Source organism: Nocardia sp. bgisy134 (genome assembly GCF_057708325.1).
In genome coordinates, this window is sequence record NZ_JBYIRW010000006.1 from 81,145 (window position 1) to 105,954 (window position 24,810).

Sequence of the window (24,810 nt, forward strand, 5' to 3'; positions counted from 1 at the left end):
GATTCGAATGTATGTGCGTACCGAAGGGCTACAGGCTGTCGGCGAACTCGGTGACTTCGGCGACGAAGCGCGGGCGGTCCTCGATGAACAGACCGTGTTGCGCATCCGGCCAGAACGAGGTGCGCGCGTGCGGGGTGTTCTCCGCGATGTAGCGGCCGTTCTCGACGGGCACCACCGGGTCCGCTTCGCCGTGCAGCACGAGCACCGGAATGTCCAGGGCGCGAAGGGTTTCGGTGTTGTCGACGGAACGGTAGAACAGCGCCTTGCGCACCGAGGGCGGGGTGGACAGGCTGATGCCGAAGAGCCGCTGGGCGTCCACGCCCTTGTCCGGACCCGGACCGGTATTGGCGTTGCCGAACACGGCGAAGGCCCTGGTGGCGCGGCCCGCGCTGGTCTCGAAGACGCCGGGGATGGCCTGCTGCATGGCCGTTCCGGTGGCCGCGCCGGGCACGTCGCGGCCGATGTTGGCCATCGAGCCGGTGAACACCACGCCCGCCACCGCGCCCGTGCCGTAGGCGGTGAGGTAGTCGCTGATCACGATGCCGCCGTAGGACCAGCCGAGCAGCACCGCGCCGGACGCGATCCCCTCGGCCGCGAGCACCGCGGCGAGGTCGGCGGCCCAGTTCTTGGGGTCGTCGTAGCCGATCTCCGGGACGCCGGAATAGCCGTGACCGCGCAGATCGACCGCGATCACCCGGAAGCGGCCGGCCAGATCGTCGGCCGCGCCGCCCCAGCAGCGCAGGCTCGCCGACCAGCCGTGGACCAGGACGAGGGGCCGCCCGTCGGAGGGGCCGTCGACCCGATAAACGATGGTGGTGCCGTCCGCGCTGACCGCTTCCCGAAGTGCCATGGCACCCAGCGTAAGGGCGCGCGCCGACGATCCGCGCGGGGTGATCCGCGCGACAGCGCGCGGCACCCGCAAACACTCCGCACATAAGATCGCCCCCATGAGCAATCGCACCGCCGTCGTCACGGGAGCCAGTTCGGGCATCGGGGAAGCCACCGCGCGGGAACTCGCGGCACAGGGCTACCACGTGTACGTCGGCGCGCGCAGGCTCGACAGACTGAAGGCTCTCGCCGACGAAATCGGCGGCACGGCAATGGAACTCGACGTCACCTCGGAGGAGTCCGTCGCGGCGTTCACCGACGCGGTGCCGACGGTCGACGTGCTGGTCAACAACGCGGGCGGCGCGAAAGGCCTTGCGCCGGTGAGCGAGGCCGATCTCGACGACTGGCGCTGGATGTGGGAGACCAACGTGCTGGGCACGCTGCGCGTCACGAAGGCGTTGCTGCCCAAGCTGATCGCGTCCGGCGACGGCCTGATCGTCACCATCACCTCGGTCGCCGCGTTCCACACCTACGACAACGGTTCCGGTTACACCTCGGCCAAGCACGCCCAGGCCGTGCTGCACCGCACCCTGCGCGGCGAGCTGCTCGGCCAGCCGGTGCGGCTCACCGAGATCGCGCCCGGCGCGGTGGAGACCGAGTTCTCGCTGGTGCGTTTCGACGGCGACGCCGAGCGGGCGGCGAAGGTGTACGAGGGGATCGATCCGCTGGTCGCCGCGGATATCGCCGAGATCGTGGGGTTCGTCGCCTCACGGCCGCCGCACGTGAATCTGGACCAGATCATCGTGAAGCCGCGGGATCAGGCCGATCCGGGACGATTCGCGCGGCGTTCCTGAGCCGCTCGCTCGCCGCGCGCGGCGGCGGGCCCGCCGATGCTGCGGGCGGACGAGTCCAGGGCGCACGACCGACGGCTCGATGGTGTCCTTATTGCCGGAAATCATCCACAAGATCGTTTGCTGTGAATTCGCCGAGTTGCGGAGTCGCGGTTAGCATCGGATGGTTTTTCTGAAATTCGACTACACCAGATTGGAGTTGTTCGACTCATGCTCAAGGGCTTCAGAGAGTTCCTGATGCGCGGCAATGTCATCGATCTCGCCGTGGCGGTCGTGATGGGCACCGCGTTCACGGCGGTGGTGACCGCGGTGACCAAGGGCGTCGTCAACCCGTTGCTCGCCGTTCTCGGCAACGCCAACGAACTCGGCCTCGGCTTCCACCTGGTGCCGAGCAAGCCCGCGACGTTCATCGCCGTCGGCCCGATCGTCACCGCGATCATCGACTTCGTGATGATCGCCGCGGTCCTCTACTTCGTGCTCATCCTGCCGATGAAGACCCTGAAGAACCGGTTCGGCACCACCAAGGCCGCCGAGCCCACCGAAATCGAACTGCTCATCGAGATCCGCGACCTGCTCGCCAAGCAGAGCGCCGACGCCCGCGCCACGCAGAACGCCGAAACGCTGGCGAAGCTCGACCGGGTCGACCCCACAGTCGGCAGCTCGCAGCGGTAGGGACGATCCCGGCCGGAGGTGCGCCTACCGCGGCGGACCCGGCGTGACCGGCGTCGCGGAGACGACCGGGGCCGCGGAACCGTCCAGCGCGGACATCGTCTTCCAGGTGGCCCAGTCGATGGTCCAGTCGTAGAGGTCGCCGTCGGCGGCGGAGAGAGCGATCGAGGTGCCGGTGACCTCGACCGGGTCGCCGTAGAGCGCGGTCGGGAAATACGCCTGGGCGTCGGCGGGCGAGAGGTTGATGCAGCCGTTGGTGACGTTCGCCGAGCCCTGCGCCGACAGGGATTCCGGGTTGGCGTGGATGAATTCGCCGTTGTTGGAGATGCGCACCGCCCACCGTTCCCTGACGTTGGTGTAATACGGCGGATTCGACATCAGGAAATCCTCGTACTTCTCGGTGACCACGTGGACGCCCGAGCGCGTCACATTGCGCGCCTCGTTGCCCTCGCCGTAGCTCACCGCGAAATCGAAGACGGTCTGCCCGTCGCGCACCACGCGCATGCGATGGCTCGGCGCGTTGGCCTCGACGATCTGGCTGCGGCCGATGCGGAAATCCGAGGTGAGGTCGGAGTAGCCGTAGTGGCCGCCGCCCAGGTCCAGTCCGTAGAACTTGGCCGCGACGTGCACGGTGGTGCCGGGCGTCCAGTACTGCTTCGGCCGCCAATGCAATCGCGAGCCGCCGTTGTCGTCGGGGAACCAGGCCCATGCGCCCTCGGTGGCCGGATCGGTGGTGACGGTCAGCGCCTTCTCCACCTCCGCCTTGTTCGTCACGGGGGACTTGAACTGGAGGATGATCGGCGCGGCGATGCCGACCTCCTGGCCGTCGCCGATATTGACCGTCGCGGGGACGGTGCTCTTCGGGGTGAGCGTGTGGAACGAGCCGTCGATCGGGACGGACTTGCCGTTGGCGCCGACGGCGGTGCCCGACCAGGTGTAGGCGGCGTCGTAGCCGAGCGGTTCGGTGATGCGGAAGGTGCGCCTGTCCTGGCTCAGCTCGCCCTGCACCTGCTTGCCCGCCGCGTTGGTGAGCGCCACCTGGTCGATCACTCCGTCCGCGACCGTCACGGAGACGGGTGCGACCGGGTTGACGTCCTCGCCGTCGTCGGCGGGTGTCATGGTCACTTCGGCCACCGGACCGGATGCGGCGCCGGGCTTGCCGTCGCCGCCGGCGGAGCAACCCGCCACCAGCGCGATCACGACGAGCAATACGGCCGACACGGCGGCCATCGGTCGACGGGTCACGGGACGCTTACTCACCGCATCGAATCTACGCCTGGCTAACGATCGTGCTGGTCATCGCGCTGCGCGCCCGCTGTTCCCCCGATCAGAGCGTGACACCGACGGTGACGGGTTCGGGTTCGAGCCGGATGCCGAAACGCTCGGCCACGCCGTCACGCACGACGCGGGCGAGCGCCACCAGGTCCGTGGCGGTCGCGGCGCCGCGATTCGTCAGTGCCAGTGTGTGTTTCGTCGAGAGTCGGGCCGCGGCGTCGGGGCCGGGGAAGCCCTTGGCGAAGCCCGCCCGTTCGATGAGCCAGCCCGCGGAGAACTTCACGCCGTCCTCGGCCGGATAGGTGGGAATCATGACGTCACCCACATGGGCCGTGATCGCGGCCCGCACCTCGGGCACCCGCGCGTGCGGAACCACCGGGTTGGTGAAGAACGAGCCCGCGCTCCAGGTGTCGGGATCGGCGGCGTCGAGCACCATGCCCTTGCCTGCCCGCAGGCGCAGCACCGCCTCTCGCACCAGCGCCGCGGGCTTGGTCTCGCCCTCCGCGGCTTCCAGCACCCTGGTCAATTCGCCGTAGCGCAGCGGTGCGCTGGTTCCGCCCGGGTTCAGTGCGAAATCCACCTCGAGCACCACCGCGTCGTCGCGGTGCTTGAGCACGCTGGTGCGGTAGCCGAAGCCGAGCTCGGCGGGCTCCACCCAGCGGATCTCGCCGCTCGCCCGGTCCAGCAGCCGCACCCGGCGCAGCAGATCGGCCACCTCGACGCCGTAGGCGCCCACGTTCTGCACCGGCGTCGCACCCGCGGAACCCGGTATGCCGGACAGGCATTCGAGCCCGCCGAGACCGGCCGCCACGGTCGCGGCGACCACCGCATCCCAATTCGCGCCCGCCTCGGCCACGACGCCGTCCGCGCCGATCCGGACGTCCTCGGTCGCGATACGCACCACCACGCCGTCGAACCCGGCGTCATCGATGAGCAGGTTCGAGCCGCCGGCGAGCAGCAGCACCGGAACGCCCGCCGCGTCCAGCGCGCGCACCGTCGCCACCAGCGACTGCGTCGAGGCGCATTCGGCGACGAGCGCGGGACCGCCGACCCGCAGCGTGGTCAGCTCGGCAAGCCGCACCTCGTCGCGCACCAGCGCGCCGGTGTCGGCAAGCACATCGCGCGCCCGATCGGTCGCCACCACACGTGAAGTTCGCACGCTCCAGACGGTAGCGTGTCCAACCATGGCTACACCCTTGGCGTTCACGGCCCGCTATTCCCACTCGGTCGCCGCCGTGCGCGCGGCCTTCGGCAACGAGCAGTACTGGAAGGACCGTATCGCCGAGGTCGGCGGGCCGAACGCTCGCCTCGAGTCGGTCACCGTGCAGAGTGACCAGGTGCGCGTCGAGATGGTGCAGGCCATCGCCGCCGAACAGCTGCCGCCCGCCATCACCGCCGTGCGCCCCGGCGACCTGATCATCCCGCGCACCGAGAACTGGACCGGCAACACCGCCGACTTCGACGTCCGCGTCGAGGGCGCCCCCGCCACCATCCGCGGCGCCATCACCCTGACCGGCGACGGCACCTCCGCCACCACCACCGTCGAAGGCACCATCGAAGTCAAGGTCCCCCTCTTCGGCGGCAAGATCGAATCCGCCATCCAGGAACGCCTCACCGAACTCCTCCAGTCGGAAGAAGAGTTCACCAACATCTGGCTCACCCAGCACTGAGGACCAACTGGCCGAGGCCGTCAAGCGAAACCCTCAACGCGGTGGTCGCCCGCGTCGAACACGTCTTACTCGATGACCTGGCCGATCTCGACCACATCACCGCCCTGGGACGAGTCATGGGCTGGATCGGCGCCCCGCAGGACATCGCCTCCACCACGGCCAAACGCCTCGACTGGCCCGTGTTGACGCTCGAGGCTTCGCGCTGGCAGCCGATCGATCAGAAGCTGCCGTGGCAGGTGCCGGTCGTCGAGTCGAAGGAGCCCTGAAGACAAGGCGCGATAGCGCGCCAATCCCCGCCCTCGACCTGGGTAGCCACGGCACAGCTGCCGAGTCTCCGCATGGCGATGGCGGCAGGCGAAATCCCGCCGCCGAGCAGGCACAGTGCCACGGCGCACGCCGACCCCAAACGCAGCATCCCTGCCCCTGCCGACCACCCCCAGGGCGAGTCTTACGAGCCCGTTCGCAGCCGTCTCGCGTCCGAGCGGTCGAAGCGCATGCGACGCAGTCGCGAGTCTCGACCGCTCGGACGCGAGACATAAAGGGCCGCGAACCCGCGCGCGCCAGCGCGCCGACAACTCAGTACCCTTTCCCGAATGGCACGCCGACTGGACTACTCCGCCCGCTACCCGCTGCACACCACCAAGGAGCTGTACGCGGCGCTGTCGACCCGTGAGTACTGGGAGGCGCGGGTCGCCGAGATGCGGAAGTACACGCCGGACAACGAGGTGAGCAGCCTCGAGGTGAGCGATTCGGGGATCGAGGTCGTCCTGCGTCACACCCTGCCGCGCGAGATGCTGCCGGAGATCGCGCAGACGGTGATGCGCAAGGACATGATCATCACCCGCAAGGAGAGCTGGGGCCCGTACAACGGCGAGGAGACGGTCGGCAAGTTCTCGGCGTCGATTCCGGCCGGGCCGGGCAGCCTGGGCGGCACCATCAAGCTGTTCCCCACCGAGACCGGCTGCACCGTCCGTTTCTCCTCGGAGGCGAAGGTGTTCATTCCGATGGTCGGACCGCGGCTCGAGCAGCTGATGCTGGTGAACCTCGTCGATCTGTTCCGCGGCGAGGCCGAGGAAACGGTGAAGTGGCTGGAAGAGCGAAACCCGACCAGCTGAACAAACCGATAGGCACGATCACCAGGGGGACCACCGGCGTCAACCGGCTGCGGCGCAGTGACCGCTGGCTGATGCACGACGAGTTGGTCACCGCGCGCCTGTCGGCGGCGCTCGATCCCTTGGTGGTGGATCTCGGGTACGGCGCGAGTCCGTGGACCACTTTCGAGCTGGCGGCCAGGCTGCGCACTGTGCGCCCGGACGTGCGGATGGTGGGTCTGGAGATCGATCCGGACCGGGTGGTGCCGGGCCGCGACGGCGTCTCGTTCGCCAGGGGCGGTTTCGAGCTGGCCGGTCTGCGTCCCGTACTGGTGCGCGCGTTCAACGTGCTGCGCCAATATCCGGAGTCCGCGGTGCCGGACGCCTGGTCGACCATCCGGTCGGCGATGGCGCCCGACGGTCTGCTCGTCGACGGCACGTGTGACGAACTCGGCCGCCGCAGCGCCTGGGTGCTGCTGGACCGCACCGGCCCGCTGTCACTGACGCTGGCCTGGGATCCGTTCACCGTCGAACGGCCTTCCGATATCGCCGAGCGGCTGCCGAAGGCGCTCATTCACCGCAATGTGCCCGGCGAGCCGATCCACGCCCTGCTGCTGGCCGCCGATCGCGCGTACGCGCACGCCGCGCCGCTCGCGCCGTTCGGGCCACGCGTCCGCTGGCGCGCCGCCGCGGAACAGCTTCGCGCGCAGGGCTTTCCGGTGCGCGACTACCGCAGGCGCATGCGCGACTGCGTGCTCTCGGTGCCGTGGTCGCTCGTCGCGCCCCGTCAGTGACCGCGTTCGGCCGAGCGCAGCAGCCCGCGCAGGTGTCCGGTGACGATCGCGACGGGCAGCAGAGACCGCGGCTCGAATGGCAGCCGCCAGAGCCCGCCGTGCGCCGCGCCCGCCGCGAAGAGGGATTCCGGGTTCGGATCGGCCGGGGCCGGGTCGTTGAGGTCGGCGACCAGCTTGGCGGCGAGCAGGGTGCGGGCGGTGTCGGGTTCGAAGATCTCCACGCCGTAGCGGTGCGCGCCGCGGCAGGCGGCGGCCAGTGAGCGCTGGGACAGCACCCCGCGAGTCCAGGTCGGCGGCGCGACGGTGTAGGAGACCAGGTGGCCCGCGGCCCGAGCGGAGAGCGTGCGCCAGCGCAGGATCCGCTGGGCGAGCGCGTGATTCGGTCCCTGAAATGGAAACAGCGCGTCGGTGACGGACCAGTTCGCGCCCGTGCCATCGGCCACCACGGTCCGATAGTTCGGCTGGTAGAGGGCGGATCGGGTCAGCACGCGCAGTGCGTCTCGACCGAGCCTCTGCGGCCCGCGCTCGTGCAGACGCGAATGCGCTTGCGCGAAGACCGATTCCGGCACCGCGTAGCAGTCCGTCGGCGAGCCCGCCCCGGCCAGCGCGGCGTCGGGCCGCGCGGCGAGCAGGTCGGCGGCCAGCAGATCGAGGGCGGCGGCGAGCCTGACACCGCCGGGGCCGCGGCGCGTCACGTACCCGCCGAACACCGGAAAGATCTCGCCGGGCAGGTGTTCTCGGATCCAATGCACCAGGGCGGGGAACTGACTGGTGATGTCGGCGCCGGGTTCCCCGTCGACCAGCGGATAGCGCAGCACGCCCGCGCCCGCCTCGGCCTCCCGCACCAGCTCGTGCCAGCGCGCGGGACCCGGTCGCGCCACGGCGAGCACGTCGGCGCCCCAGCGCAGCAGCGGGCGCAGCGGCGTCAGCTCCCCCGCGCCTGCGACCACCACCCGAAATCCCGGCAGCGCCAGCCACTCCGGATGGTCGATCACCCGTTCCACCGCGGCGGCGAAACCGGGTTCCACGATCCCGCGCTGCCGCCAGTCGGTGAGCTTGCGTTGCAGCGCCTCCTCGGCCAGCACCGCGCCGCCGAACGGAACCTCCAGGCGGCGAGCGATTTTCCCCGCGCCTCGGGCGGTTCCCGTGTCGAGCCCGCCGTCGGCAGCCACCGCTCCGATCTCCACCCCGCGCAGCGGCTCCACGCTGTACCCGGCGACGAACCGCAGCAGATCGCGTGTGGCGCGCAGTCCTTCGCCCGCGATGCCCACCGACGCGTCGGTCGCGCTGGCCGCCAGCGCGGTCATCCCCCGAAACACCGAGCGATACTGGCGCGACCAGTCGCGGCAGGTCTCGACCCACTGCGCGAGATCGGCGTCGTACCGGCGCACGGCGTCGGCGATCACGGCGGTGGCGAACATGTCGCCGACCCGATCGGGCGCTCCGGACGGAAAAACCAGATCCCACCTGCCCGTACCTACCGACCCCATGATCAGTCACCCTGCCACGATCGCGCGCCCGGCAAAACCGGACGAACCCGGAATTCATAGCAGGACCGGATGATCGCGGCCACGCGTCTCACAGCCCCGTCAGCGCGCGATGCACCCTGGCCGCGGCCCTCGGTGGCAGACGCACACTGGCCGAACGGATTTCCGAGCCCGCGCACCGGCGGATGGCGACCGCGTCGCCGACCACCTCGTCCAGCGCCGCCTGCCCGATGTCGGCCTCGGCGAGATCGAGCACGGTGCGCACCGGCGTCGTCACCAGGAACGCGCCCGCCGATTCCACGTCCGAGCCGATCAGCGGACGGCGCAGCACCACGAGTCGCGGGGTCACCGGCGGGCGACCGGCGCCCACCGACAGATGCAGAAACCGCGGGCGCAACCGCCCCATACCGTGCAATTCGGCCGCGCTCTGGTGCGAAACGGCGGCGGCGCCGTCGAACCAGGCCGCCCACATCGCGTATTCGTCCAGCGGCCCCTCCGGCCATTCGGTCAGCCGCAGCATTCCGACGCCGGCCCTTGTCACCGATCCGTCCCCCAGCCCCGCCCGCACCTTGGCCTCACATCCCGTGCGCAACACCTGGCGTGTGGTGAAGAATCCGGCGTGTCGCCCGGCCAGCCTGCGCAGCACACGCCACCCTTGGTCCACTGATTCGGGTGCGCGGCCCGCCGCATCGCCAGCCATGCAGACCAGGCTACGCTCGAATTCTGTGTCACATGTCACATTCGAGACCCTCAACGCGCCCACAGAGCGCACACAGAAACGTCGTGAAGAATCGTCCGCATGAGTACGAAGCCGTCCACCGCGCTGAAAGTCAGCAGGCGCACGCTGGTGATCGCCCTGGTCGTGGTCGCCACGTTGCTCGTCACGATCCTGGTCGGCGGCGAGGCGTACGCGCGCCACGTCGTCTCCCGTTGCATCAGCAGCCAGTTCGAGAAAGAGATGGGCTCACAGATCGAGGTGGGCTTCGGCGCCAAGCCGATGCTGATCACCTGGCTGGACGGGAAGGTCTCGTCGGTCACCGTGGACAGCAAGGACAACAAGTTCGGTCCCGCCGTCGGCATGGTGGTGCACGCCGAGTTCAACGACCTCGAAGGCGTGAACAGCGGCAACGGCGGCGGCAGCGTCGGCAGCTCCTCCGCGGACGTCACCTGGAGCAACGAGGGCATCCAGGAGACGCTGGGCGGCATGGTCAGTGGCGTCCGCTCGTCGTCGGCCACCGGCATGATCACGCTCGACGTGCTCGGCGGACTCGCCCAGCTACAGGTGCATCCCGAGGTACGCAACGGTGCCGTCGAGGTGCAGACCAAGTCGGCCGAGCTGCTCGGCATCGGTCTGCCGACCGATCTGGTCGAGGGCATCGTCGACGTCATCACGCAGAGCCTGCAGAGCTACCCGATGGGCCTGAAGGCCACCGAGATCAAGGTGACCGACAACGGCGTCGCGGTGCAGCTGGCAGGCGGTCACACCGAACTGCCCGCCGCCGACAACAGCAACAACGCCGAGCTGCGCTGCTGATCTGCGACGACGAAACATCCTCCGCTCCGGCCGTTTTCCGCGCACACGCGCGGCGGCCGGAGCTCAGGCGGGGAAACCCTCCAGCACCGCACGGGATTTCGACAGACCGAGCCGGGTCGCGCCCGCGGCGATCAGCTCGGCCGCCGCCTCGGCCGTGCGGATGCCGCCGCTGGCCTTGATCCCGAGCCTGCCGCCGACGGTATCGGCCATCAGCCGCACCGCGTGCGCGCTCGCGCCGCCCGCGGGATGGAATCCGGTGGAGGTCTTCACGAAATCGGCGCCAGCGCGCTCGGCGACGCGGCACACCTCGACGATCGCGTCGTCGGGCAGTGCGGCCGATTCGATGATGACCTTGAGCACCGCGCGATCGGCGATGGCCTCGCGCACCGTGACGATGTCGGCGAGCACGGCGTTGTACTCGCCCGTCAGCGCCGCGCCCACATCGATGACCATGTCGACCTCGGCAGCGCCCTGATCCACCGCGAGCCTGGCCTCGGCGCCCTTCACCAGCGAATGATGTTTGCCCGAGGGGAATCCGGTGACGGTGGCGAGCACCAGTCCCGGCGCGCGCACCGGAAGCATCGACGGCGACACGCAGATCGCGTAGACCCCGAGTGCGCGTGCCTCGTCCACCAGCGCGGCGACCTCGGCGGGCGTCGCCTCCGGCGCCAGCAAGGTGTGATCGATGATGGCGGCCACTTCGGCCCTGCTCAGCGACGCGGAATCAGACATGTTTCGAGAGTCTGGCACACGCGAGGCGAATTCCGTTGCGTGCCTGGCGAGGCGTAACGCACACTCGTATGTGTCGGTGGATCCGCGGGCTCCGGGAAGCTCGGCCACCTGACGAGCGTTGTGCGGAGGGCCCAACTCGTTCGGGAGGAGACGACACCGTGCTGATCCGACGCGAACGCGCCGAGGACGCTCCCGCCGTCGCGTCGGTGCACCGCAGCGCCTTCGGCGCGCTGTACGCACGCGAGCACGCAGGACGCGCCGCCGGGACACCGCCCGGTGGTACCACAGGTCCGTCACCCGGCGAAGCCACCGGGCTGTCGCCTGCCGAACCGCCCGAGGTCGATCTGGTCGCGCGGTTGCGCAGCGACGCGGGCTGGATCCCCACCCTGTCGCTGGTCGCGGTGGAGTTCGACACGGTGATCGGGCACGTCTGCCTCACCCGCGCCGCCGTCGGCCCGTTCCCCGCGCTCGGCCTCGGGCCGTTGGGCGTGCACGCGGAGCACCAGGGCGTCGGCGTCGGCTCCGCGCTCATGCACGCGGCCCTCGGCGCGGCCGACGCGCTCGACGAACCGCTGGTCGGCCTGCTCGGCAGCCTCGACTACTACCCGCGGTTCGGGTTCGTGCCCGCCGCTCGTCTCGGGATCGCCCCGGACGAGCCCGACTGGGTGTCGCACTTCCAGGTCCGCCCGCTCACCACCTACGAGGACCAGATCACCGGCGAATTCCATTACGCCGAACCGTTTTACGAGCTCTGATCAGATAGCCCGGAATTCGACGACCCGAGACGCCGCGGCCCCCTCCCGGCGAACGCCGGGCATCCGACGAGAGGCCGCACAGAACAACCGGTCCTGGTGCATCGCGTGAAGCGGAACCTGGGAGGATGGGCCGATGAGTTCCGCTCCATCCGCCCCGGACGATCGCCGTTTCGTGCTGACGCTGGGCTGCCCGGACCGACCCGGCATCATCGCAGGGATCACCTCGTTCATCGCCGAGTTCGGCGGGTCGATCGTGGAGGCCGGTTACCACTCGGACACCGACACGGGCTGGTTCTTCACCCGGCAGGCGATCAAGGCCACGACGGTGCCCTTCGGCATCGCGGAACTGCGCGACCGGTTCACCGCGATCGCCGACCGGCTCGGCCCGGAGACGGAGTGGCAGCTGCACGACACCGGCGAACGCCGCCGCGCGGTGCTGCTGGTCAGCAAGGAGGGCCACTGCCTGCACGACCTGCTCGGCCGCGCCGCCTCGGGTGAACTACCCGCCACCATCGAGGCCGTCATCGGCAACCATCCGGATCTGGCGGCGATGACCGAGGCGCACGGCGTGAAGTTCCATCACGTGCCGTTCCCCAAGGATCCGGCCGAGCGCGGCCCCGCCTTCGAGCAGGTGCGCGAACTGGTCGACGCGCACGATCCGCACGCGGTGGTGCTGGCTCGCTTCATGCAGGTGCTGCCCGCCGAACTGTGCGAGCACTGGGCGGGCCGGGCCATCAACATCCACCACAGCTTCCTGCCCTCGTTCGTCGGCGCCCGCCCGTACCACCAGGCTTTTGCCCGCGGCGTCAAGCTGATCGGCGCCACCTGCCACTACGTGACCGCCGAACTTGACGCGGGTCCGATCATCGAGCAGGACGTGATCCGCATCGATCACGCCGACGAGGTGCGTGACATGGTGCGCCAGGGTCGCGACATCGAACGCGTGGTGCTGGCCCGCGGCTTGCGCTGGCACCTGGAGGGCCGGGTGCTGGTGCACGGCCGCCGCACCGTCGTGTTCAACTGAACCGCCTCCGCGGCGACGTCGGTACGCACCGGACCCCCCTCGCGCGGCGGCCCCGATCGGAGACATCGTCGGCTCCGGTCGGGGACAGCGCGGGATCGGCCTCGGATCAGCCGACCGCTTCGGTGCGCGCGGGTGTGTACACCGAGTCGAGCACCCGGGCGAGTTCCTCGTTGAACCGCTCGAACATCTCGACATTGCCGAGGTGGCCGGTCTTCAGCACCTCGTAGCGCTCCAGGCTGCCTACCGACTCGAGCATCTCGGCGATGATCTCCGAGTGCAGCGGCGGCGTCATGTCGTCGGCGGATCCGGCCAGGATCGTGGTCGGCACCACCAGATTCTTGGCCGATTCGCCGAGATCCATGATCGCGAGCAGCCTGCCGAATTCGGCGCGCACCAGCGCGGGACACGAACGCACCACGGCCATGCTGTAGTCCACCAGATCGCCGGTGGAGTCCAGGCTCATGATCTGGCGGGCGAAGACCCATTTGACCGGCTTGATCGGCGGAAACACGATCGGCGTTCCGAGCCCGAGCTTGCCGATGACGTGCGGCAGCGATACGCCGGTGCGATTCCACGGCAGCGGCCGGTTGAAGAACGGCACCACGGTGGTGGTGGCGACCAGGCCGTGCGGCGCGGTGTTGGTCAGCAGCACCGCCTCGGCGCGCCGGGTGACCTCCTCGGGGTAGCGCCCGGCCCAGGCTTGCAGCGTCATGCCGCCGAGGCTGTGGCCGACCAGCACGGCCTTGCGGCCCGCGGGAAGGGCGGCCCTGAGCACCGCGGCGAGGTCGTCGGCCAGCAGATCCATGGTCAGCGGGGACGAGCCGCGCTCGCTCGCACCGTGTCCGCGCTGGTCATAGGCGATCACACGGTATTCGCCAGCGAAGGCGTTGATCTGGGCGTTCCAGTACTCGATGGCGCAGGTCCAGCCGTGTACCAGCACGATGGCGGGAGCGTCGACCGGACCGTACGCGTGCACCCGCAACTTCGTGCCGTCGGGCGCGGTCACCGGGATGACGTCACCCGGGACGGTGGGCGGGTTCAGCGCGGCGATCGAGTAGGTCCGCGCCCTGAGGTTGGCGCGATGTACCTCGAGCAAGCTCCGGACCTTCCCCGGAAGCTCCGCCAACGCGGGCGGCAACTGTGCACGCATTCGGACACTCCTTTGTGTTACTGATAATTACAGTAACCCGAAGTACCGCCTGCTAGCTAGTGCAAGCACAAGAAAATCGCCGCCGCCCGGTCGGAGGGCAGCGGCGATCAGAGCGCCTACCAGCGGAGGCGCGAAGTCTGCTTGCTGATGCAAGCACGAGAAATTCGTCTATCGGCGCGTCGACAGCGCCGGGCGGTGACCGCCGACGGGCGAGTTACCAGCGCGGTCCGCGCTGGATCTCGTCCACCTTGGGTCGTACGTCGGCCAGGTAGATGCCCGTCGCGATGATCGCGACGAAGGCAAGCAGTCCCAGTCCGGCGGGCGAGAGCAGCAGAAGCAGCAGCGACACGCCGAGGATCGCCAGCCAGATCGGCTTGGTCTGCTTGTCCACCGCAGTGAAGGCGTCCGGCCGCTGGCGAATGGCGTGAATCAGCGCGAAGATCGTCGCGCCGAGCGCGACGAGCCACAGCGCCAGCAGGATGAGTCCGGTCAACCCTTGCACGGTATTCACCTGACCCATGATACGAGTGACGCCCCCGCACAGCAGGCTGTGCGGGGGCGTCCAGGCGTGTCCGACCGGCGCGTTACGCCTTCTTCGGCGCGGCCTTCTTGGCGGGAGCCTTCTTCGCGGCGGGGGCCTTCTTGGCCGGAGCCTTCTTCGGCGCGCCGTTCGCTTCGGCCGGAGCGGTCTCGGTGGTGACTGCGACGACCTCGGCCTCGACGACCGGTTCGGCCTCCGCGTCGGCCTCGTCCTCGACGGCCTTGCCCGAGCGCCCGATCAGGCCGTTGACCCGGTCGAGCACCTCTTCGGCGCGGCCTGCCGCGTCCTTGTACAGGGTCTCGACGCGGTCGATCTGGTCCTCGACCCGCTGGTTGGCGCGCAGCCGCTCGACGGTCTCCTCGCCGCGCACGGCCAGGTCGGCGTACAGGTCGACGACCTTGTTGTAGTACTCCTCGGCCAGCTTGCGCAGCTCCTCGGAGGTGAACTTCTCGCGCAGCTCGGCAAGGTCGTCCGGCAGCTCGGAAGGCAGGCCGGCGAGCCGCTCGCGCAGCGTCTCGAACTGGGCCTGCACGTCGGCGGGCACGTTCGCGAAGCGCTCGCGCGCCTCTTCCACCCGGCCGGGCACATCGGCGGAGGCCGCGCGCTCACGCACCTGGGTGACGACATCCAGGGCGGCGGTGTAGACGGCATCCCCGGCGCCGACGGCGGCGAGCAGAGGCTTGGTGACGGTTACGGTCTTGTCGGTCATGGTGTTTCGTTCTCCTGGCGTGGCGGAGTGTCGGTTGTCGTGCGCGGAACGTCGCTGTCCCATTCCCCCCCTGGCTCGTTCCCTCCGTTTTCCCGGCGAAACGATTCATAGATCTCCAGGAGCACCTGCTTCTGCCGTTCACTGATATCGGTGTCGGCAAGCAAGGCGTCCCGGACCGGACTGTGCGGCCGCTGCTCGAGATAGCCAGCCCGTACGTACAACACCTCCGAGGACACCCGCAGCGCCTTCGCGATCTGCGCGAGTACCTCGGCGGAAGGATTGCGCAATCCGCGCTCGATCTGACTGAGATACGGATTGCTCACCCCCGCCAGCGCGGCGAGCTGACGCAGCGAGACTTGCGCCGCCTCGCGCTGCGCCCTGATGAAACCTCCGATGTCGTGCGCCGCGTTCGCGACGCGACCCCCTCGTTCCCCGACGCCGGCCGATCGCTCGGCCGAACTGTCGGTGTACTCGGCGGAAACCTCGGGATGGTCTGCCATCACTCACCTTCTGGCGGTTGTACGGGTTCAATTCTAGGGCAGGGTGCTAACTCTTGCAAGCACGCTGTTAGCACACCTTCGGCGTGCCGCTCTGTCAGCCTTGGAACAACAGCTGCGAAACCGTGTAGATCACCAGACCGGCCAGCGATCCGACGACGGTTCCGTTGATTCTGATGAATTGCAGGTCACGTCCCACTTGCAATTCGATCTTCTTGCTCGCCTCTTCGGCGTCCCATCGGGCCACCGTGTCGGTGACCAATGTGGTGATCTCGCTCGCGTAGTTCGACACGAGGTAGCGCGCCCCGCGGTCGATCCAGCCGTCCACTTTCGCTCGCATCTCGGCGTCGTCGCGCAGCCGCTCACCGAGCTGCTGCACATTCTCCCCCACCTTGCGCCGCAGCGTGCTGTTCGGATCGTCGGCCGACTCCAGGATGAGCCGCTTGGCCGCGCGCCAGGTCGCCTCGGCCATGCCGGTGATTTCCTCGCGGCCCATGATCTGCGATTTGATCCGCTCCGCCTTCTTGATCATCGCGTCGTCGTACTGCAGATCGTGGGCGAATTCCTCGAGGAACCGATTGGCGGCCAAACGCACCTCGTGCTCGGGATTCGACCGCACCTTCCAGGTGAACTCGACGAGCTCGCGGTAGATCTTTTCCGAAAGCAGAATGTTCACGAATTTCGGAGCCCACTGCGGCGCATCGCGCAGCACGATCCGGTCGATGGTCTCCTGGCTGCCGAGCGCCCACTGATGTGCGCGTTCGGCGAGCATGTCCAGCAGCGGCAACTGCCGATTGTCGGCCAGCAACTCGGCGAGCACCCGGCCGATCGGCGGCCCCCACAGCGGTTCGGCGATGCGCTTGACGATGGTGTTGTCGATGACCTGCTCGACGTCCTCGTCGCGCAGCACCCCGACCACCGCGCGCAGGATCGTCGAACTCTCCTCGGCCACCCGCGCGGCATGCTGCGGGTCGGCCATCCAGCGGCCGACGCGCAGCGAGATCTGAGCCGAATTCACCTTGGCCGAGACCACCTCGGGCGCGAGGAAATTCGTGCCGACGAAACTGCCGAGGCTGGCGCCGAGCTGATCCTTCTTCTTGCGGATGATCGCCGTGTGCGGAATCGGCAGGCCGAGCGGATGCCGGAACAGCGCCGTCACCGCGAACCAGTCGGCGAGCGCGCCGACCATGCCCGCCTCCGAAGCGGCACGCACATATCCGACCCAGTCGCCGCCCTCGCCGCGCGATTCCAGCCAACGGCAGAACAGATAGACCGCGGTGGCAAACGCAAGCAGACCGGTGGCGACCGCCTTCATCTTCCACAGGTCGCGCCGCTTGGCGGCCTCGTCGACGAAGAACCCGGTCGGCGCCGCCGGGGTGGGCGCGTCGATGACCGCGATAGTGCCGGGGGCTTTCTCCATGTCTCCATTCTGCGGTGCCACGCGCGGGAGACCGGACGGCGCGTGGCGCATCGATTCTGTGGTTCCCGCCGCATCCGGCCCCCATTTGCGCCTATGGCGGCTGGCCTGGACTTAAGCTGGTGGTCCACGACCAATACAAACAAGGGAGCCAACGCTGTCCACCGAAGACCTTGTCGACATCGGTGAGCTCGCCGAGCGACCGGCTGCGGTGCGCACCGGCCGGATGGACGGCCGCAAGCGCCGTTGGCGTCAGCACAAGATCGACCGCCGCGAAGAGCTCGTCGACGGCACTCTCGCCGCTGTCCGCACCCGGGGCAGCAACGCGGGTATGGACGAGATCGCCGCGGAGATCGGCGTCTCCAAGACCGTGCTCTACCGGTACTTCTCCGACAAGAACGACTTGGTCCACGCGACCATGCAGCGGTTCATCGAGACCACGCTGATGCCGCGGGTGTACGGCGCGATCAGCCTCGACGCCGACGAGTTCGAGCTGGTGCGCACGGCGCTCGCGGCCTACGTCGGCACGGTCGACGAGGACCCCGAGGTGTACCGCTTCATCATGGGCAGCGGCTCGGACGCGTCCTCGCTGGCCGAGTTCGAGAAGCTCTTCGCCGAGGTGGTCTCCACGGTCATCGCGGACAAGGCCGATGCGCTCGGCCTCGACACCACGGGGTCGATGCTCTGGTCCTACGTGCTGGTCGGCGGCATCCAGCTGGCTACCCACTGGTGGACCACCGACAAGTCGATGTCCCGCGAGGAAGTCATCGACTACCTGACGATGATGGCCTGGAGCGCCATCGAGGGGCTGGTTCGCGCGAGCGGCTCCCGTGAGAACTTCAACAAGCAGCCGCATGTGCTGCCCATCCGGGAGAAGGACGCCTCCGAGTAGGAGCGGGCCACGCGAACGGACCTCGGGGTACGCCGATCGGCGCTGCCGCTTGAAGTCCGTCCATAGCCGCGCGCACGGCCGGGAGCGAAGGCTGACTCCACCTGTCTGTGACGGCGGGTTCGACAATGCCGCTCGGTTGGTTAGTCTGAACGCGAGCGGTGCCACAGTGGGGTGGGTCACCGCCCCACGTGGCCACGCAAGCTCGCGCCTGCGCGTCGCGTCGGCCCGACCGCGGCACCAATGGAGGTACCTCGATGGCGAAGCATGTGCCGACTTCCCGGCTTGCTCGTGGCACCAAGCTGGGTGCGGTGGCCGCCAGTTCCGTGATCCGGACGCAGCGCACGCGGCTTTCCATGCGAGGTAGATCCGAGGCCGTGCGCGCCAAGATGGCCGAGGAATCCATGATCCGCACCACCGAGCAGGTGGTCATGGTGCTCGGCACCATGAAGGGCGTCGCCATGAAACTGGGACAGATGATGTCGGTGCTCGATCTGGACCTGGTGCCCGAGGATCATCGCGAACGTTTCCAGAAGCGGCTGGCCGTGCTGCGCAATGCCGCGCCGACCGTCTCGTTCGAGGCCATGCGCCAGGTGATCGAGGAGGACTTCGGACAGCCGCTCACCACGATCTTCGCGCAGTTCGACCCGGAGCCGATCGCGGCCGCCTCGATCGGCCAGGTGTACCGGGCCACGCTGCACGACGGCCGGGTGGTCGCGGTGAAGGTGCAGTACCCGGGCATCGACGCCGCGGTGCGCGCGGATCTGAAGAACCTCAATATGTTTCGCAAGGTGCTCACCTCCGCCATGCCGTGGGTGACCCCCGCGGTCCTGGACGAGCTGCGGCTGAACATGGAGGGCGAGCTCGACTACCGGACCGAGGCCGTCACCCAGTTGCAGATCGCCGAGCTCTACGCGGGGCACCCGTTCATCGCGGTGCCGCGCTCGCTGCCCCAACTCAGCACGACGCGGGTGCTGGTCAGCGAATACCTCCCCGGCAAGGGCTTCGAGGAGCTGCGCCAGTTCCCCGAGGTCGAGCGCAACCGGCTCGGCGAGATCATCTACCGGTTCTACGTCGGCTCGCTGTTCAGCTTCAACGAATTCTGCGGCGACCCGCACCCGGGCAATGTGCTGCTCGCCGACGACGGCCGCGTCGGCTTCCTCGACTTCGGCCTGTTCAACCGAATGGACCCCGAGCACGTGCGCTTCGAGACGATCTGCCTGCGCGCGGCCGCCGAGGATCGCGCGGAAGACCTGCGCGACTTGATGATTCAGCGCGGCGTGATCGACTCGCCGGAGGAGATCGGCGCCGAGGAATGCCTCGAATACGTGCTGGCAGCCTCGGAGTGGTGCCTGGTCGACGAAGATCTGACCATCACACCGGAACTGGCCAGCGGCGCGTTCCTGCTCGCGGTCGACCCGCGCGCCAGCGAGTTCGCCGGGATGAAACAGCAGAACCTGCCGCCGGAGCACCTGTTCTCCCGGCGCGCGGACTTCCTCACCTTCGGCATGCTCGGCCAGCTCAACGCCACCGCGAACTGGCATCGGATCGCGCGCGAGTGGCTCTACGACGAACCGCCGGTCACCGAACTGGGCAAGGCGCATCAGCAGTGGCTGGCGGAGAACCCTCCGCCCGCCCCGACCAAGACCGCGCGGTCGCGGACCGCGACCGCATCCAAGAAGACCGCGGCGAAGACGACGCGGCAGCCAAGGACCGGGCGAAAAGCTTGAGTCACAGCGATCGCCACGGCATCGACCAGGAGTGAATGACCTATGGCAGACAACCGCGAATTCGATATCGCCCTGTTCGGCGCGACGGGTTTCGTCGGCAAGCTCACCGCGCAATACCTGCTCGACGCGGCACCCTCCGACGCGCGCATCGCGCTGGCGGGCCGCTCGCTGGACAAGCTGACCGCAGTCCGCGCCGAACTCGGCCCGAAGGCCGCGTCGTGGGATCTCGTGGTGGCCGATTCGACCGATCAGTCCGCGCTCGACGCACTGGCCGAGCGCACCAAGGTCGTGGTGACAACGGTCGGCCCGTACCTGCGCTATGGCCTGCCGCTGGTCGCCGCCTGCGCGAAGGCGGGCACCCACTACGCCGACCTCACCGGCGAGCCGCTGTTCATCCGCGACGCCATCGACAACTACCACGACGAGGCCGCGCGCACCGGCGCGAAGATCGTCAATTCCTGTGGGTTCGACTCGATTCCGTCCGATCTGAGCGTTTACCAGCTGTACCGCACGTCCGTCTCGGACAACACCGGTGAGCTGACCGACACCACGCTGATCGCCTCGCTCAAGGGCGGCGTCAGCGGCGGCACCATCGATTCGGGCCGGGCCATGATGGAGGCCATCGCGGCCGACTCCAGTAAGGCCTCGGTGCTTTCGCACCCGTATTCGCTGAGCCCCGACAAGTCGATGGAACCCGACGTCGGCCGTCAGTCCGATCAGGCGTTGCAGCGCGCTAGCAGCATCGATCCGAGCCTGGACGGCTGGGTGAGCACCTTCGTGATGGCCACGCACAACACCAAGGTCGTGCGGCGCAGCAACGGCCTGCTCGGGTGGGTGTACGGCAAGAACTTCCGCTACCGCGAGGTGATGAGCGCGGGCAAGTCGGCGGCGGCGCCGCTGGTGGCGGCGGGCGTGGCGGGCGGCATCGTGGCGACCATGGCCACCGGCGCGCTGCTGTCGCGGGTGTCGGCGGGCCGCAAGCTGCTCGACCGGGTGCTGCCGAAGCCGGGCACGGGGCCGAGCGAGGAGGCCAGGCGCAGCGGCTGGTTCACCATGAAGACGTACGCGCACACCACCTCCGGCGCGAAGTACGTGGCGACGTTCCACGGCAAGGGCGACCCCGGCTACCAGGCCACCGCGGTGATGCTGGGTGAAGCCGGGCTGTGCCTTGCCTTCGACACCGGCAAGCAGCCGGAGCTGTCGGGCATCCTCACCCCGGCCGCGGCCATGGGTGACGCGCTGACCGACCGGCTGCGCGCGGCGGGCATGACCATCGAGGTGCGGCGGGCCTGAATCAGGCTGCCGCATCACGATTCTCAGCGTCGAGGAGCTGTTGTGCAGTACGAGTCCGCGAGGGCGGCGCGGTGAACCTGGCGCGCCGCACCATGAATCATCCTGCGCTGGCCGCCGTGTACCAGCGTGCGTGGCGGCCGACGCTGTTCTACTTGGCCAGCGGTCGCAGCACCGCGTCGGATCGCCGCGACGCGGTGCGCACGCTGCGCTTGGCCGGGGACAAGAAGGTGCTCGACATCGCTTGCGGTCCGGGCAATTTCACCAGGCACCTGAGCGAATCGCTGTCCGAGGGCGGCTTCGCGGTCGGCGTGGACTATTCCGAACCGATGCTGGCGCGCGCGGTGGTCGACAACGCCGGTCCGCGGGTCGGCTATCTGCGCGGGGATGCTCGCGCGCTGCCTTTCGCCGACGGCGTCTTCGACGCGGTGTGCTGTTTCGAGGCGCTCTATCTGATCCCCGATCCGCTCGCCGCCACCCGGGAGATGGTGCGCGTGCTCGCCCCCGGCGGCCGCATCGCCATCACCACCAGCCACCGCGCCGACACCCCGTTCGGGCAGGCGAGCCGAATCGTCGGCGGCTGGAGCGGTTTGCGGGTGTTCGATCACCAGACCTTCCCGAACCTGTTCCGCGAACTCGGGCTGGTCGAGATCGATCAGAGCGTGCACCGGCTGCTTCAATACGTCAGCGCGACCCGTCCGGCTTGAGCGAAAAGCCAGGGCGGATCGAACTTTCGGCTAGCGCGTTCCGGAGCCGCCTGTGGCACACAGTGTCTCGGACGGGTCCGGCTTGCGCGAACCGAAGCCTCGGTCAGTCGGGCCGATCGTCGGCAGACACTTGGATTCCGCTGAGCTCGACCATCCGTTGCAGCACAGCGGGCGCGACCGCGAAATCGAGTTCCGTGCCGCCATTTTCGAAGACATAGGTCAGGTAGTCGTCGCAGTGCAACGTGGCGCGCCGGACCGAGCAGTGCTCGCCGACGACTACCCAGCCACCGATGGTCAACTGATCGAGCATCGCACCTCCCACCCTGCGGCCTAGTCCATTCCCTAGCAAAGCGGACTATTCCAGGCGTCATTCCGCCTTGTCAACGGCATCACGGCGCGTCATCGACCGCGTGTCACGCACCGCGAACGGAATATTCCTGGCGGAATACCCAGGACTCGGGCGGATAGATGCCCTCGTCGAATTGCAATGCAGCGCCGTCGGCGTCGAGCGCGGTGAGCCGGTACACCAGCACCGCGGAGGTGCGGGCCAGCCGCAACCGCTTGCGCTCCTCCGAGGTCGCCAAGCGGGCGCTGACCTCGTCGAACACCGACGCAACCCGGCGACCGGTCACCGCCTCCAAATAGGTTGCGGTACCACCGGGCAGCCGCTGGATATCGAGCAGGCGGTCGGCGACCCCGGCCAGATCGCCGGGAAACCAGGACGTGGAGAGTTCGGCGTCGCCGTTGTCTCCGGTGACCAGTCGCCTGCGGGCGATCACCTCGCTACCGGCCGCGAGGCCGAGCGCGTCGGTCACGTACTCCGGGCCGCCGACGAGTTCGGCGGCGAGGATGTCGACCGGCTCGCTTTCGGCGTACATCGCGCCGTACTGCCGTGCCCGCCCGGCGGATTCGCGCACCAGCGGCACCGCGTCCGGACCGCGCACGAAGGTGCCCGACCCGCGCCGGGATTCCACCAATCCCTGCTGGCGCAACGTATTCAGCGCCTTGGCTGCCGTCGGCCGCGCGACCTTCCACGCGACGGCGAGCTCGCGTTCGGAGGGCACCTCGGCGCCGGGAGCGAGTTCGCCACGCTCGATCTGGTCACGGATGTACCCCGAAATCTGCTGATACTTCGGGAGTACTTCTTCGATGTCGGGCACCGAACGCCTTCCGCTCCGGGATCTGCCAATACTTCCGGTCAGTGTAATCAGCTCGCGAACCACGCCAGGTGGCCGACCGTGCGCCACATCACAGCAGGTGCGCGGGGGAAAGCCGGCAACGGGGTTGGTTACCGAGCGGTAGAGTGCCGACCAGTATGGCCGTGGGTGTGGACCGAACAGAAGGGGGCGACCCAGATGGCGGTGCCGGATACCGGACAGGGGCTGGCCAGGGGGCTGTACGCGGCGGCCATCGGCGCGGACGGCGGCGAGCGTTTCGAGCTGGCCGAGGACGTGGCCGAGAATCTCGCCGCCGCCTGCGACCGGCTGGTCGACGACCTGCGAAAGGCCATGGCCACAGGACATTCGGTCACCGAGGTCGCCGGTTTTCCCGACCTGCCGACCGGCCGCTGCCTGGCCGCCGGGTTCGGCGACAAGGGCAGGCAGTTCCTCGATACCGTGGCCGCCTTCCAGGAGACCGCGCTGCTCTTCAAAGCGGCGTATCTCGCGGCGGGCCGTAAACTCGCGGACGCGGAGGCGGCGAATCGAGCCGCGCTCGAACTGGTCACCGAGTACCTGGATCCGCGATGACCGCGTGCGAGTCCGGAATGCGGAGGTGGTGACCGTGGTGGACGCCGCGGCCAGAGCTGCTGCCGACGAGATCAGGGTGCAACAACGCGCACTCGCCGCGTCCGCCGGAACCTCCAGCGGCGGAACGGATCCCGCCTACGCGCCGGAGCGGGAGCGATTCGGCGCCTACACCCACGTGGAGATATGGGACCGGGTGCACGAAGCGCTCGATCCCGGCGCGCTCGGCGAGACGGCCGCGGCATGGCAAGCCAACGCCGACGCGGTCGCCGACGCCTTCCAGAGCTTCGCCGACACCGCCAATCGCGAATTCGCCCGCTGGTCAGGGCGATCCGCCGAGGCGGCACAGCGCGCGACGCGCGAGTTCATCAGGGCGGGCGCCGGAGCGCACGACGTGTGCCGGGCGGTGCAGCGCCTCATGGAGCTCAATCGCGATGCGGCGCAGACGATCCGCGCCGCGATCCCGCAACCGCGGCGCTATGCGCCGCTGGACGACCCGGCCGCGGAGGCCGTGTCCGGCGGGCGCCGCAGGATGGACCACGACCTGGCCGCCGCGACGGCCGAGGCCGACGCCCAGGACACCATGACCTACGTCTACACCCCGACCATGCCCGCCTCCGGCGACAGCGTGCCCCGGTTCACCCCGCCGCGCGCCCCCTCCGACGGCGGGGGCGGCGCACGGTGAGATGGGTCCTCACCCCGGACGAATTCACGCATGTCTGGGAAAGCGAAACGAACCTGGACAGGCGACCGTATCCGATCAACATGGTGCCGTCGTCCACCGTGCGCACCGAAACCGAGTACGCCGCATTGCGTTTGCCACAACGGTTCGCCAGGCAGGCCGATCCGGACCTGGCCGCGGCGCTGATGCTGTGCGCGCGCACCGACGCCACCACCATCACCCTCTCCGGCGAACGCAGCGCACCGGGGCGCAACGGCAGCGCCTCCGATGGCGATCGCATCCTGGCGTTCGCCGCGGTGGTGCACAATCACGCGGGCGTGCTGGTCGCCGCGCCGGACAAGGTGACCGTGCAGATGTGTCACGCGCGCAACCTCGGCCAGCGCCTGGTGCAGGTGATCGGCTCGGCGCAGCCGGGACGGCTCGGCGCGATGCGCGAGCCGCAGGACGCGGTGCTCACCATCGAGTCGGCCGACACGCCCTCGGCCAACGGCCAGCGCGGCGCGGCCCGCTTCCGGCAGACGTTGCGCAAGCCGGTGGATTGCCGCGGGTTCATCACCGTGACCGTGGACCCGGACAATCCGATGTCACCTCCGACGCGCCACCGCACCTGGCTCGATTTCACCGGCGACGGCCGCTACCTGCTGACCACCTCGCACGATCTGATCCTCACCCCGGTCACCGACGACGATTTCGCCGTGCAGTTGCTGAGGCTCGCACAGATCCGCTGACGCCGAACGCCGCTC

General features: G+C 68.9%; 29 protein-coding genes. 16 read left to right on the forward strand and 13 right to left on the reverse strand.

Features of this window, described 5'->3' with window-relative positions:
- Nucleotides 1-28 precede the first annotated feature (28 nt).
- On the reverse strand, nt 29-850 hold the full coding sequence (locus AC3ERS_RS12925; RefSeq protein ID WP_431966961.1) for an alpha/beta fold hydrolase: 822 nt from the start codon (nt 848-850) through the stop codon (nt 29-31).
- A gap of 97 nt (nt 851-947) precedes the next feature.
- Here AC3ERS_RS12925 and AC3ERS_RS12930 point away from each other — a divergent pair, with 97 nt between their 5' ends.
- The gene (locus tag AC3ERS_RS12930; protein WP_431966963.1) at nt 948-1,682 is read left to right on the forward strand and encodes an SDR family NAD(P)-dependent oxidoreductase; all 735 of its coding nucleotides are present in this window, start codon (nt 948-950) and stop codon (nt 1,680-1,682) included.
- A gap of 207 nt (nt 1,683-1,889) precedes the next feature.
- The gene (mscL, locus tag AC3ERS_RS12935) at nt 1,890-2,351 is read left to right on the forward strand and encodes a large conductance mechanosensitive channel protein MscL (protein ID WP_431966965.1); all 462 of its coding nucleotides are present in this window, start codon (nt 1,890-1,892) and stop codon (nt 2,349-2,351) included.
- Nucleotides 2,352-2,375: 24 nt separating this feature from the next.
- On the opposite strand, the gene AC3ERS_RS12940 is transcribed toward mscL, so the two are convergent.
- Together AC3ERS_RS12940 and AC3ERS_RS12945 are read right to left on the reverse strand one after the other, a co-directional pair.
- The gene (locus AC3ERS_RS12940) at nt 2,376-3,578 is read right to left on the reverse strand and encodes a L,D-transpeptidase (protein WP_431967422.1); all 1,203 of its coding nucleotides are present in this window, start codon (nt 3,576-3,578) and stop codon (nt 2,376-2,378) included.
- A gap of 97 nt (nt 3,579-3,675) precedes the next feature.
- Nucleotides 3,676-4,740 carry a UDP-N-acetylmuramate dehydrogenase gene (locus AC3ERS_RS12945; RefSeq protein WP_431967424.1) on the reverse strand — a complete coding sequence of 355 codons (1,065 nt, stop codon included), beginning with the start codon at nt 4,738-4,740 and terminating at the stop codon, nt 3,676-3,678.
- Nucleotides 4,741-4,807: 67 nt separating this feature from the next.
- On the opposite strand from AC3ERS_RS12945, the gene AC3ERS_RS12950 reads away from it, so the two are divergent.
- The 4 genes from AC3ERS_RS12950 to AC3ERS_RS12965 all read left to right on the forward strand — a co-directional run bounded on the left by AC3ERS_RS12950 (nt 4,808) and on the right by AC3ERS_RS12965 (nt 7,178).
- A complete protein-coding gene (locus tag AC3ERS_RS12950) occupies nt 4,808-5,293 on the forward strand; it encodes a DUF2505 domain-containing protein (RefSeq protein WP_431966967.1) in 486 nt (161 codons plus the stop codon).
- 41 nt (nt 5,294-5,334) lie between these two features.
- Nucleotides 5,335-5,559, forward strand: coding sequence for a hypothetical protein (locus AC3ERS_RS12955; protein WP_431966969.1), 225 nt, complete (start codon nt 5,335-5,337; stop codon nt 5,557-5,559).
- Nucleotides 5,560-5,886: 327 nt separating this feature from the next.
- Nucleotides 5,887-6,408, forward strand: coding sequence for a DUF2505 domain-containing protein (locus AC3ERS_RS12960; protein ID WP_431966971.1), 522 nt, complete (start codon nt 5,887-5,889; stop codon nt 6,406-6,408).
- Nucleotides 6,378-7,178 (forward strand): class I SAM-dependent methyltransferase, encoded by an 801-nt coding sequence (locus AC3ERS_RS12965; RefSeq protein ID WP_431966973.1) that lies wholly within the window; start codon nt 6,378-6,380, stop codon nt 7,176-7,178. Before AC3ERS_RS12960 ends, AC3ERS_RS12965 begins: the two co-directional genes overlap by 31 nt.
- Here AC3ERS_RS12965 and AC3ERS_RS12970 read toward each other — a convergent pair.
- The gene (locus AC3ERS_RS12970; RefSeq protein ID WP_431966975.1) at nt 7,172-8,668 is read right to left on the reverse strand and encodes a hypothetical protein; all 1,497 of its coding nucleotides are present in this window, start codon (nt 8,666-8,668) and stop codon (nt 7,172-7,174) included. The two genes, AC3ERS_RS12965 and AC3ERS_RS12970, sit on opposite strands and share 7 nt — an antisense overlap.
- A gap of 88 nt (nt 8,669-8,756) precedes the next feature.
- A complete protein-coding gene (locus tag AC3ERS_RS12975; protein ID WP_431966977.1) occupies nt 8,757-9,365 on the reverse strand; it encodes a hypothetical protein in 609 nt (202 codons plus the stop codon).
- A 99-nt stretch (nt 9,366-9,464) separates the two neighbouring features.
- Here AC3ERS_RS12975 and AC3ERS_RS12980 point away from each other — a divergent pair, with 99 nt between their 5' ends.
- Entirely contained in the window at nt 9,465-10,199 is a 735-nt protein-coding gene (locus AC3ERS_RS12980) for an LmeA family phospholipid-binding protein (protein WP_431966979.1), read from the forward strand.
- 63 nt (nt 10,200-10,262) lie between these two features.
- Here the strand turns inward: AC3ERS_RS12980 and deoC are convergent, their stop codons facing one another.
- Nucleotides 10,263-10,931, reverse strand: a complete 669-nt coding sequence (gene deoC, locus AC3ERS_RS12985; RefSeq protein WP_431966981.1) for a deoxyribose-phosphate aldolase — start codon at nt 10,929-10,931, stop codon at nt 10,263-10,265.
- A 158-nt stretch (nt 10,932-11,089) separates the two neighbouring features.
- Here deoC and AC3ERS_RS12990 point away from each other — a divergent pair, with 158 nt between their 5' ends.
- Entirely contained in the window at nt 11,090-11,686 is a 597-nt protein-coding gene (locus AC3ERS_RS12990) for a GNAT family N-acetyltransferase (RefSeq protein WP_431966983.1), read from the forward strand.
- A 133-nt stretch (nt 11,687-11,819) separates the two neighbouring features.
- Complete coding sequence (gene purU, locus AC3ERS_RS12995; RefSeq protein WP_431966985.1) at nt 11,820-12,710, forward strand: formyltetrahydrofolate deformylase; 891 nt, start codon at nt 11,820-11,822, stop codon at nt 12,708-12,710.
- Between the two features lie 106 nt (nt 12,711-12,816).
- Here the strand turns inward: purU and AC3ERS_RS13000 are convergent, their stop codons facing one another.
- The 5 genes from AC3ERS_RS13000 to AC3ERS_RS13020 all read right to left on the reverse strand — a co-directional run bounded on the left by AC3ERS_RS13000 (nt 12,817) and on the right by AC3ERS_RS13020 (nt 17,027).
- Nucleotides 12,817-13,860 (reverse strand): alpha/beta fold hydrolase, encoded by a 1,044-nt coding sequence (locus tag AC3ERS_RS13000; RefSeq protein WP_431966987.1) that lies wholly within the window; start codon nt 13,858-13,860, stop codon nt 12,817-12,819.
- A gap of 214 nt (nt 13,861-14,074) precedes the next feature.
- On the reverse strand, nt 14,075-14,380 hold the full coding sequence (locus AC3ERS_RS13005) for a DUF2516 family protein (protein WP_431966989.1): 306 nt from the start codon (nt 14,378-14,380) through the stop codon (nt 14,075-14,077).
- A 64-nt stretch (nt 14,381-14,444) separates the two neighbouring features.
- The gene (locus tag AC3ERS_RS13010; protein WP_431966991.1) at nt 14,445-15,110 is read right to left on the reverse strand and encodes a heparin-binding hemagglutinin; all 666 of its coding nucleotides are present in this window, start codon (nt 15,108-15,110) and stop codon (nt 14,445-14,447) included.
- Nucleotides 15,107-15,610 (reverse strand): helix-turn-helix domain-containing protein, encoded by a 504-nt coding sequence (locus tag AC3ERS_RS13015; protein WP_431966993.1) that lies wholly within the window; start codon nt 15,608-15,610, stop codon nt 15,107-15,109. The genes AC3ERS_RS13010 and AC3ERS_RS13015 overlap by 4 nt, the downstream gene beginning before the upstream one ends.
- A 94-nt stretch (nt 15,611-15,704) precedes the next feature.
- Nucleotides 15,705-17,027, reverse strand: coding sequence for a DUF445 domain-containing protein (locus AC3ERS_RS13020; protein ID WP_431966995.1), 1,323 nt, complete (start codon nt 17,025-17,027; stop codon nt 15,705-15,707).
- A gap of 208 nt (nt 17,028-17,235) precedes the next feature.
- Between AC3ERS_RS13020 and AC3ERS_RS13025 the strand changes: the two genes are divergently transcribed.
- From AC3ERS_RS13025 to AC3ERS_RS13040, 4 genes are all read left to right on the forward strand, one after another.
- The gene (locus AC3ERS_RS13025) at nt 17,236-17,916 is read left to right on the forward strand and encodes a TetR/AcrR family transcriptional regulator (protein ID WP_431966997.1); all 681 of its coding nucleotides are present in this window, start codon (nt 17,236-17,238) and stop codon (nt 17,914-17,916) included.
- Nucleotides 17,917-18,170: 254 nt separating this feature from the next.
- Nucleotides 18,171-19,643: an ABC1 kinase family protein gene (locus AC3ERS_RS13030; protein WP_431966999.1), complete on the forward strand. Its 1,473-nt coding sequence runs from the start codon at nt 18,171-18,173 to the stop codon at nt 19,641-19,643.
- A 42-nt stretch (nt 19,644-19,685) separates the two neighbouring features.
- Nucleotides 19,686-20,936 carry a saccharopine dehydrogenase family protein gene (locus AC3ERS_RS13035; protein ID WP_431967001.1) on the forward strand — a complete coding sequence of 417 codons (1,251 nt, stop codon included), beginning with the start codon at nt 19,686-19,688 and terminating at the stop codon, nt 20,934-20,936.
- Between the two features lie 71 nt (nt 20,937-21,007).
- On the forward strand, nt 21,008-21,640 hold the full coding sequence (locus tag AC3ERS_RS13040; RefSeq protein ID WP_488186842.1) for a class I SAM-dependent methyltransferase: 633 nt from the start codon (nt 21,008-21,010) through the stop codon (nt 21,638-21,640).
- Between the two features lie 103 nt (nt 21,641-21,743).
- Here AC3ERS_RS13040 and AC3ERS_RS13045 read toward each other — a convergent pair whose 3' ends face one another.
- Nucleotides 21,744-21,950, reverse strand: coding sequence for a hypothetical protein (locus tag AC3ERS_RS13045; protein ID WP_431967005.1), 207 nt, complete (start codon nt 21,948-21,950; stop codon nt 21,744-21,746).
- 103 nt (nt 21,951-22,053) lie between these two features.
- Complete coding sequence (locus AC3ERS_RS13050) at nt 22,054-22,800, reverse strand: GntR family transcriptional regulator (RefSeq protein WP_431967007.1); 747 nt, start codon at nt 22,798-22,800, stop codon at nt 22,054-22,056.
- A gap of 165 nt (nt 22,801-22,965) precedes the next feature.
- Here AC3ERS_RS13050 and AC3ERS_RS13055 point away from each other — a divergent pair, with 165 nt between their 5' ends.
- From AC3ERS_RS13055 to AC3ERS_RS13065, 3 genes are read left to right on the forward strand one after another with little or no spacing between them, the layout of a single operon-like run.
- Complete coding sequence (locus AC3ERS_RS13055) at nt 22,966-23,388, forward strand: hypothetical protein (protein WP_431967009.1); 423 nt, start codon at nt 22,966-22,968, stop codon at nt 23,386-23,388.
- Between the two features lie 4 nt (nt 23,389-23,392).
- Nucleotides 23,393-24,070: a hypothetical protein gene (locus tag AC3ERS_RS13060; protein WP_431967011.1), complete on the forward strand. Its 678-nt coding sequence runs from the start codon at nt 23,393-23,395 to the stop codon at nt 24,068-24,070.
- Nucleotides 24,067-24,795 (forward strand): ESX secretion-associated protein EspG, encoded by a 729-nt coding sequence (locus AC3ERS_RS13065; RefSeq protein ID WP_431967013.1) that lies wholly within the window; start codon nt 24,067-24,069, stop codon nt 24,793-24,795. Before AC3ERS_RS13060 ends, AC3ERS_RS13065 begins: the two co-directional genes overlap by 4 nt.
- Nucleotides 24,796-24,810: the final 15 nt, after the last annotated feature.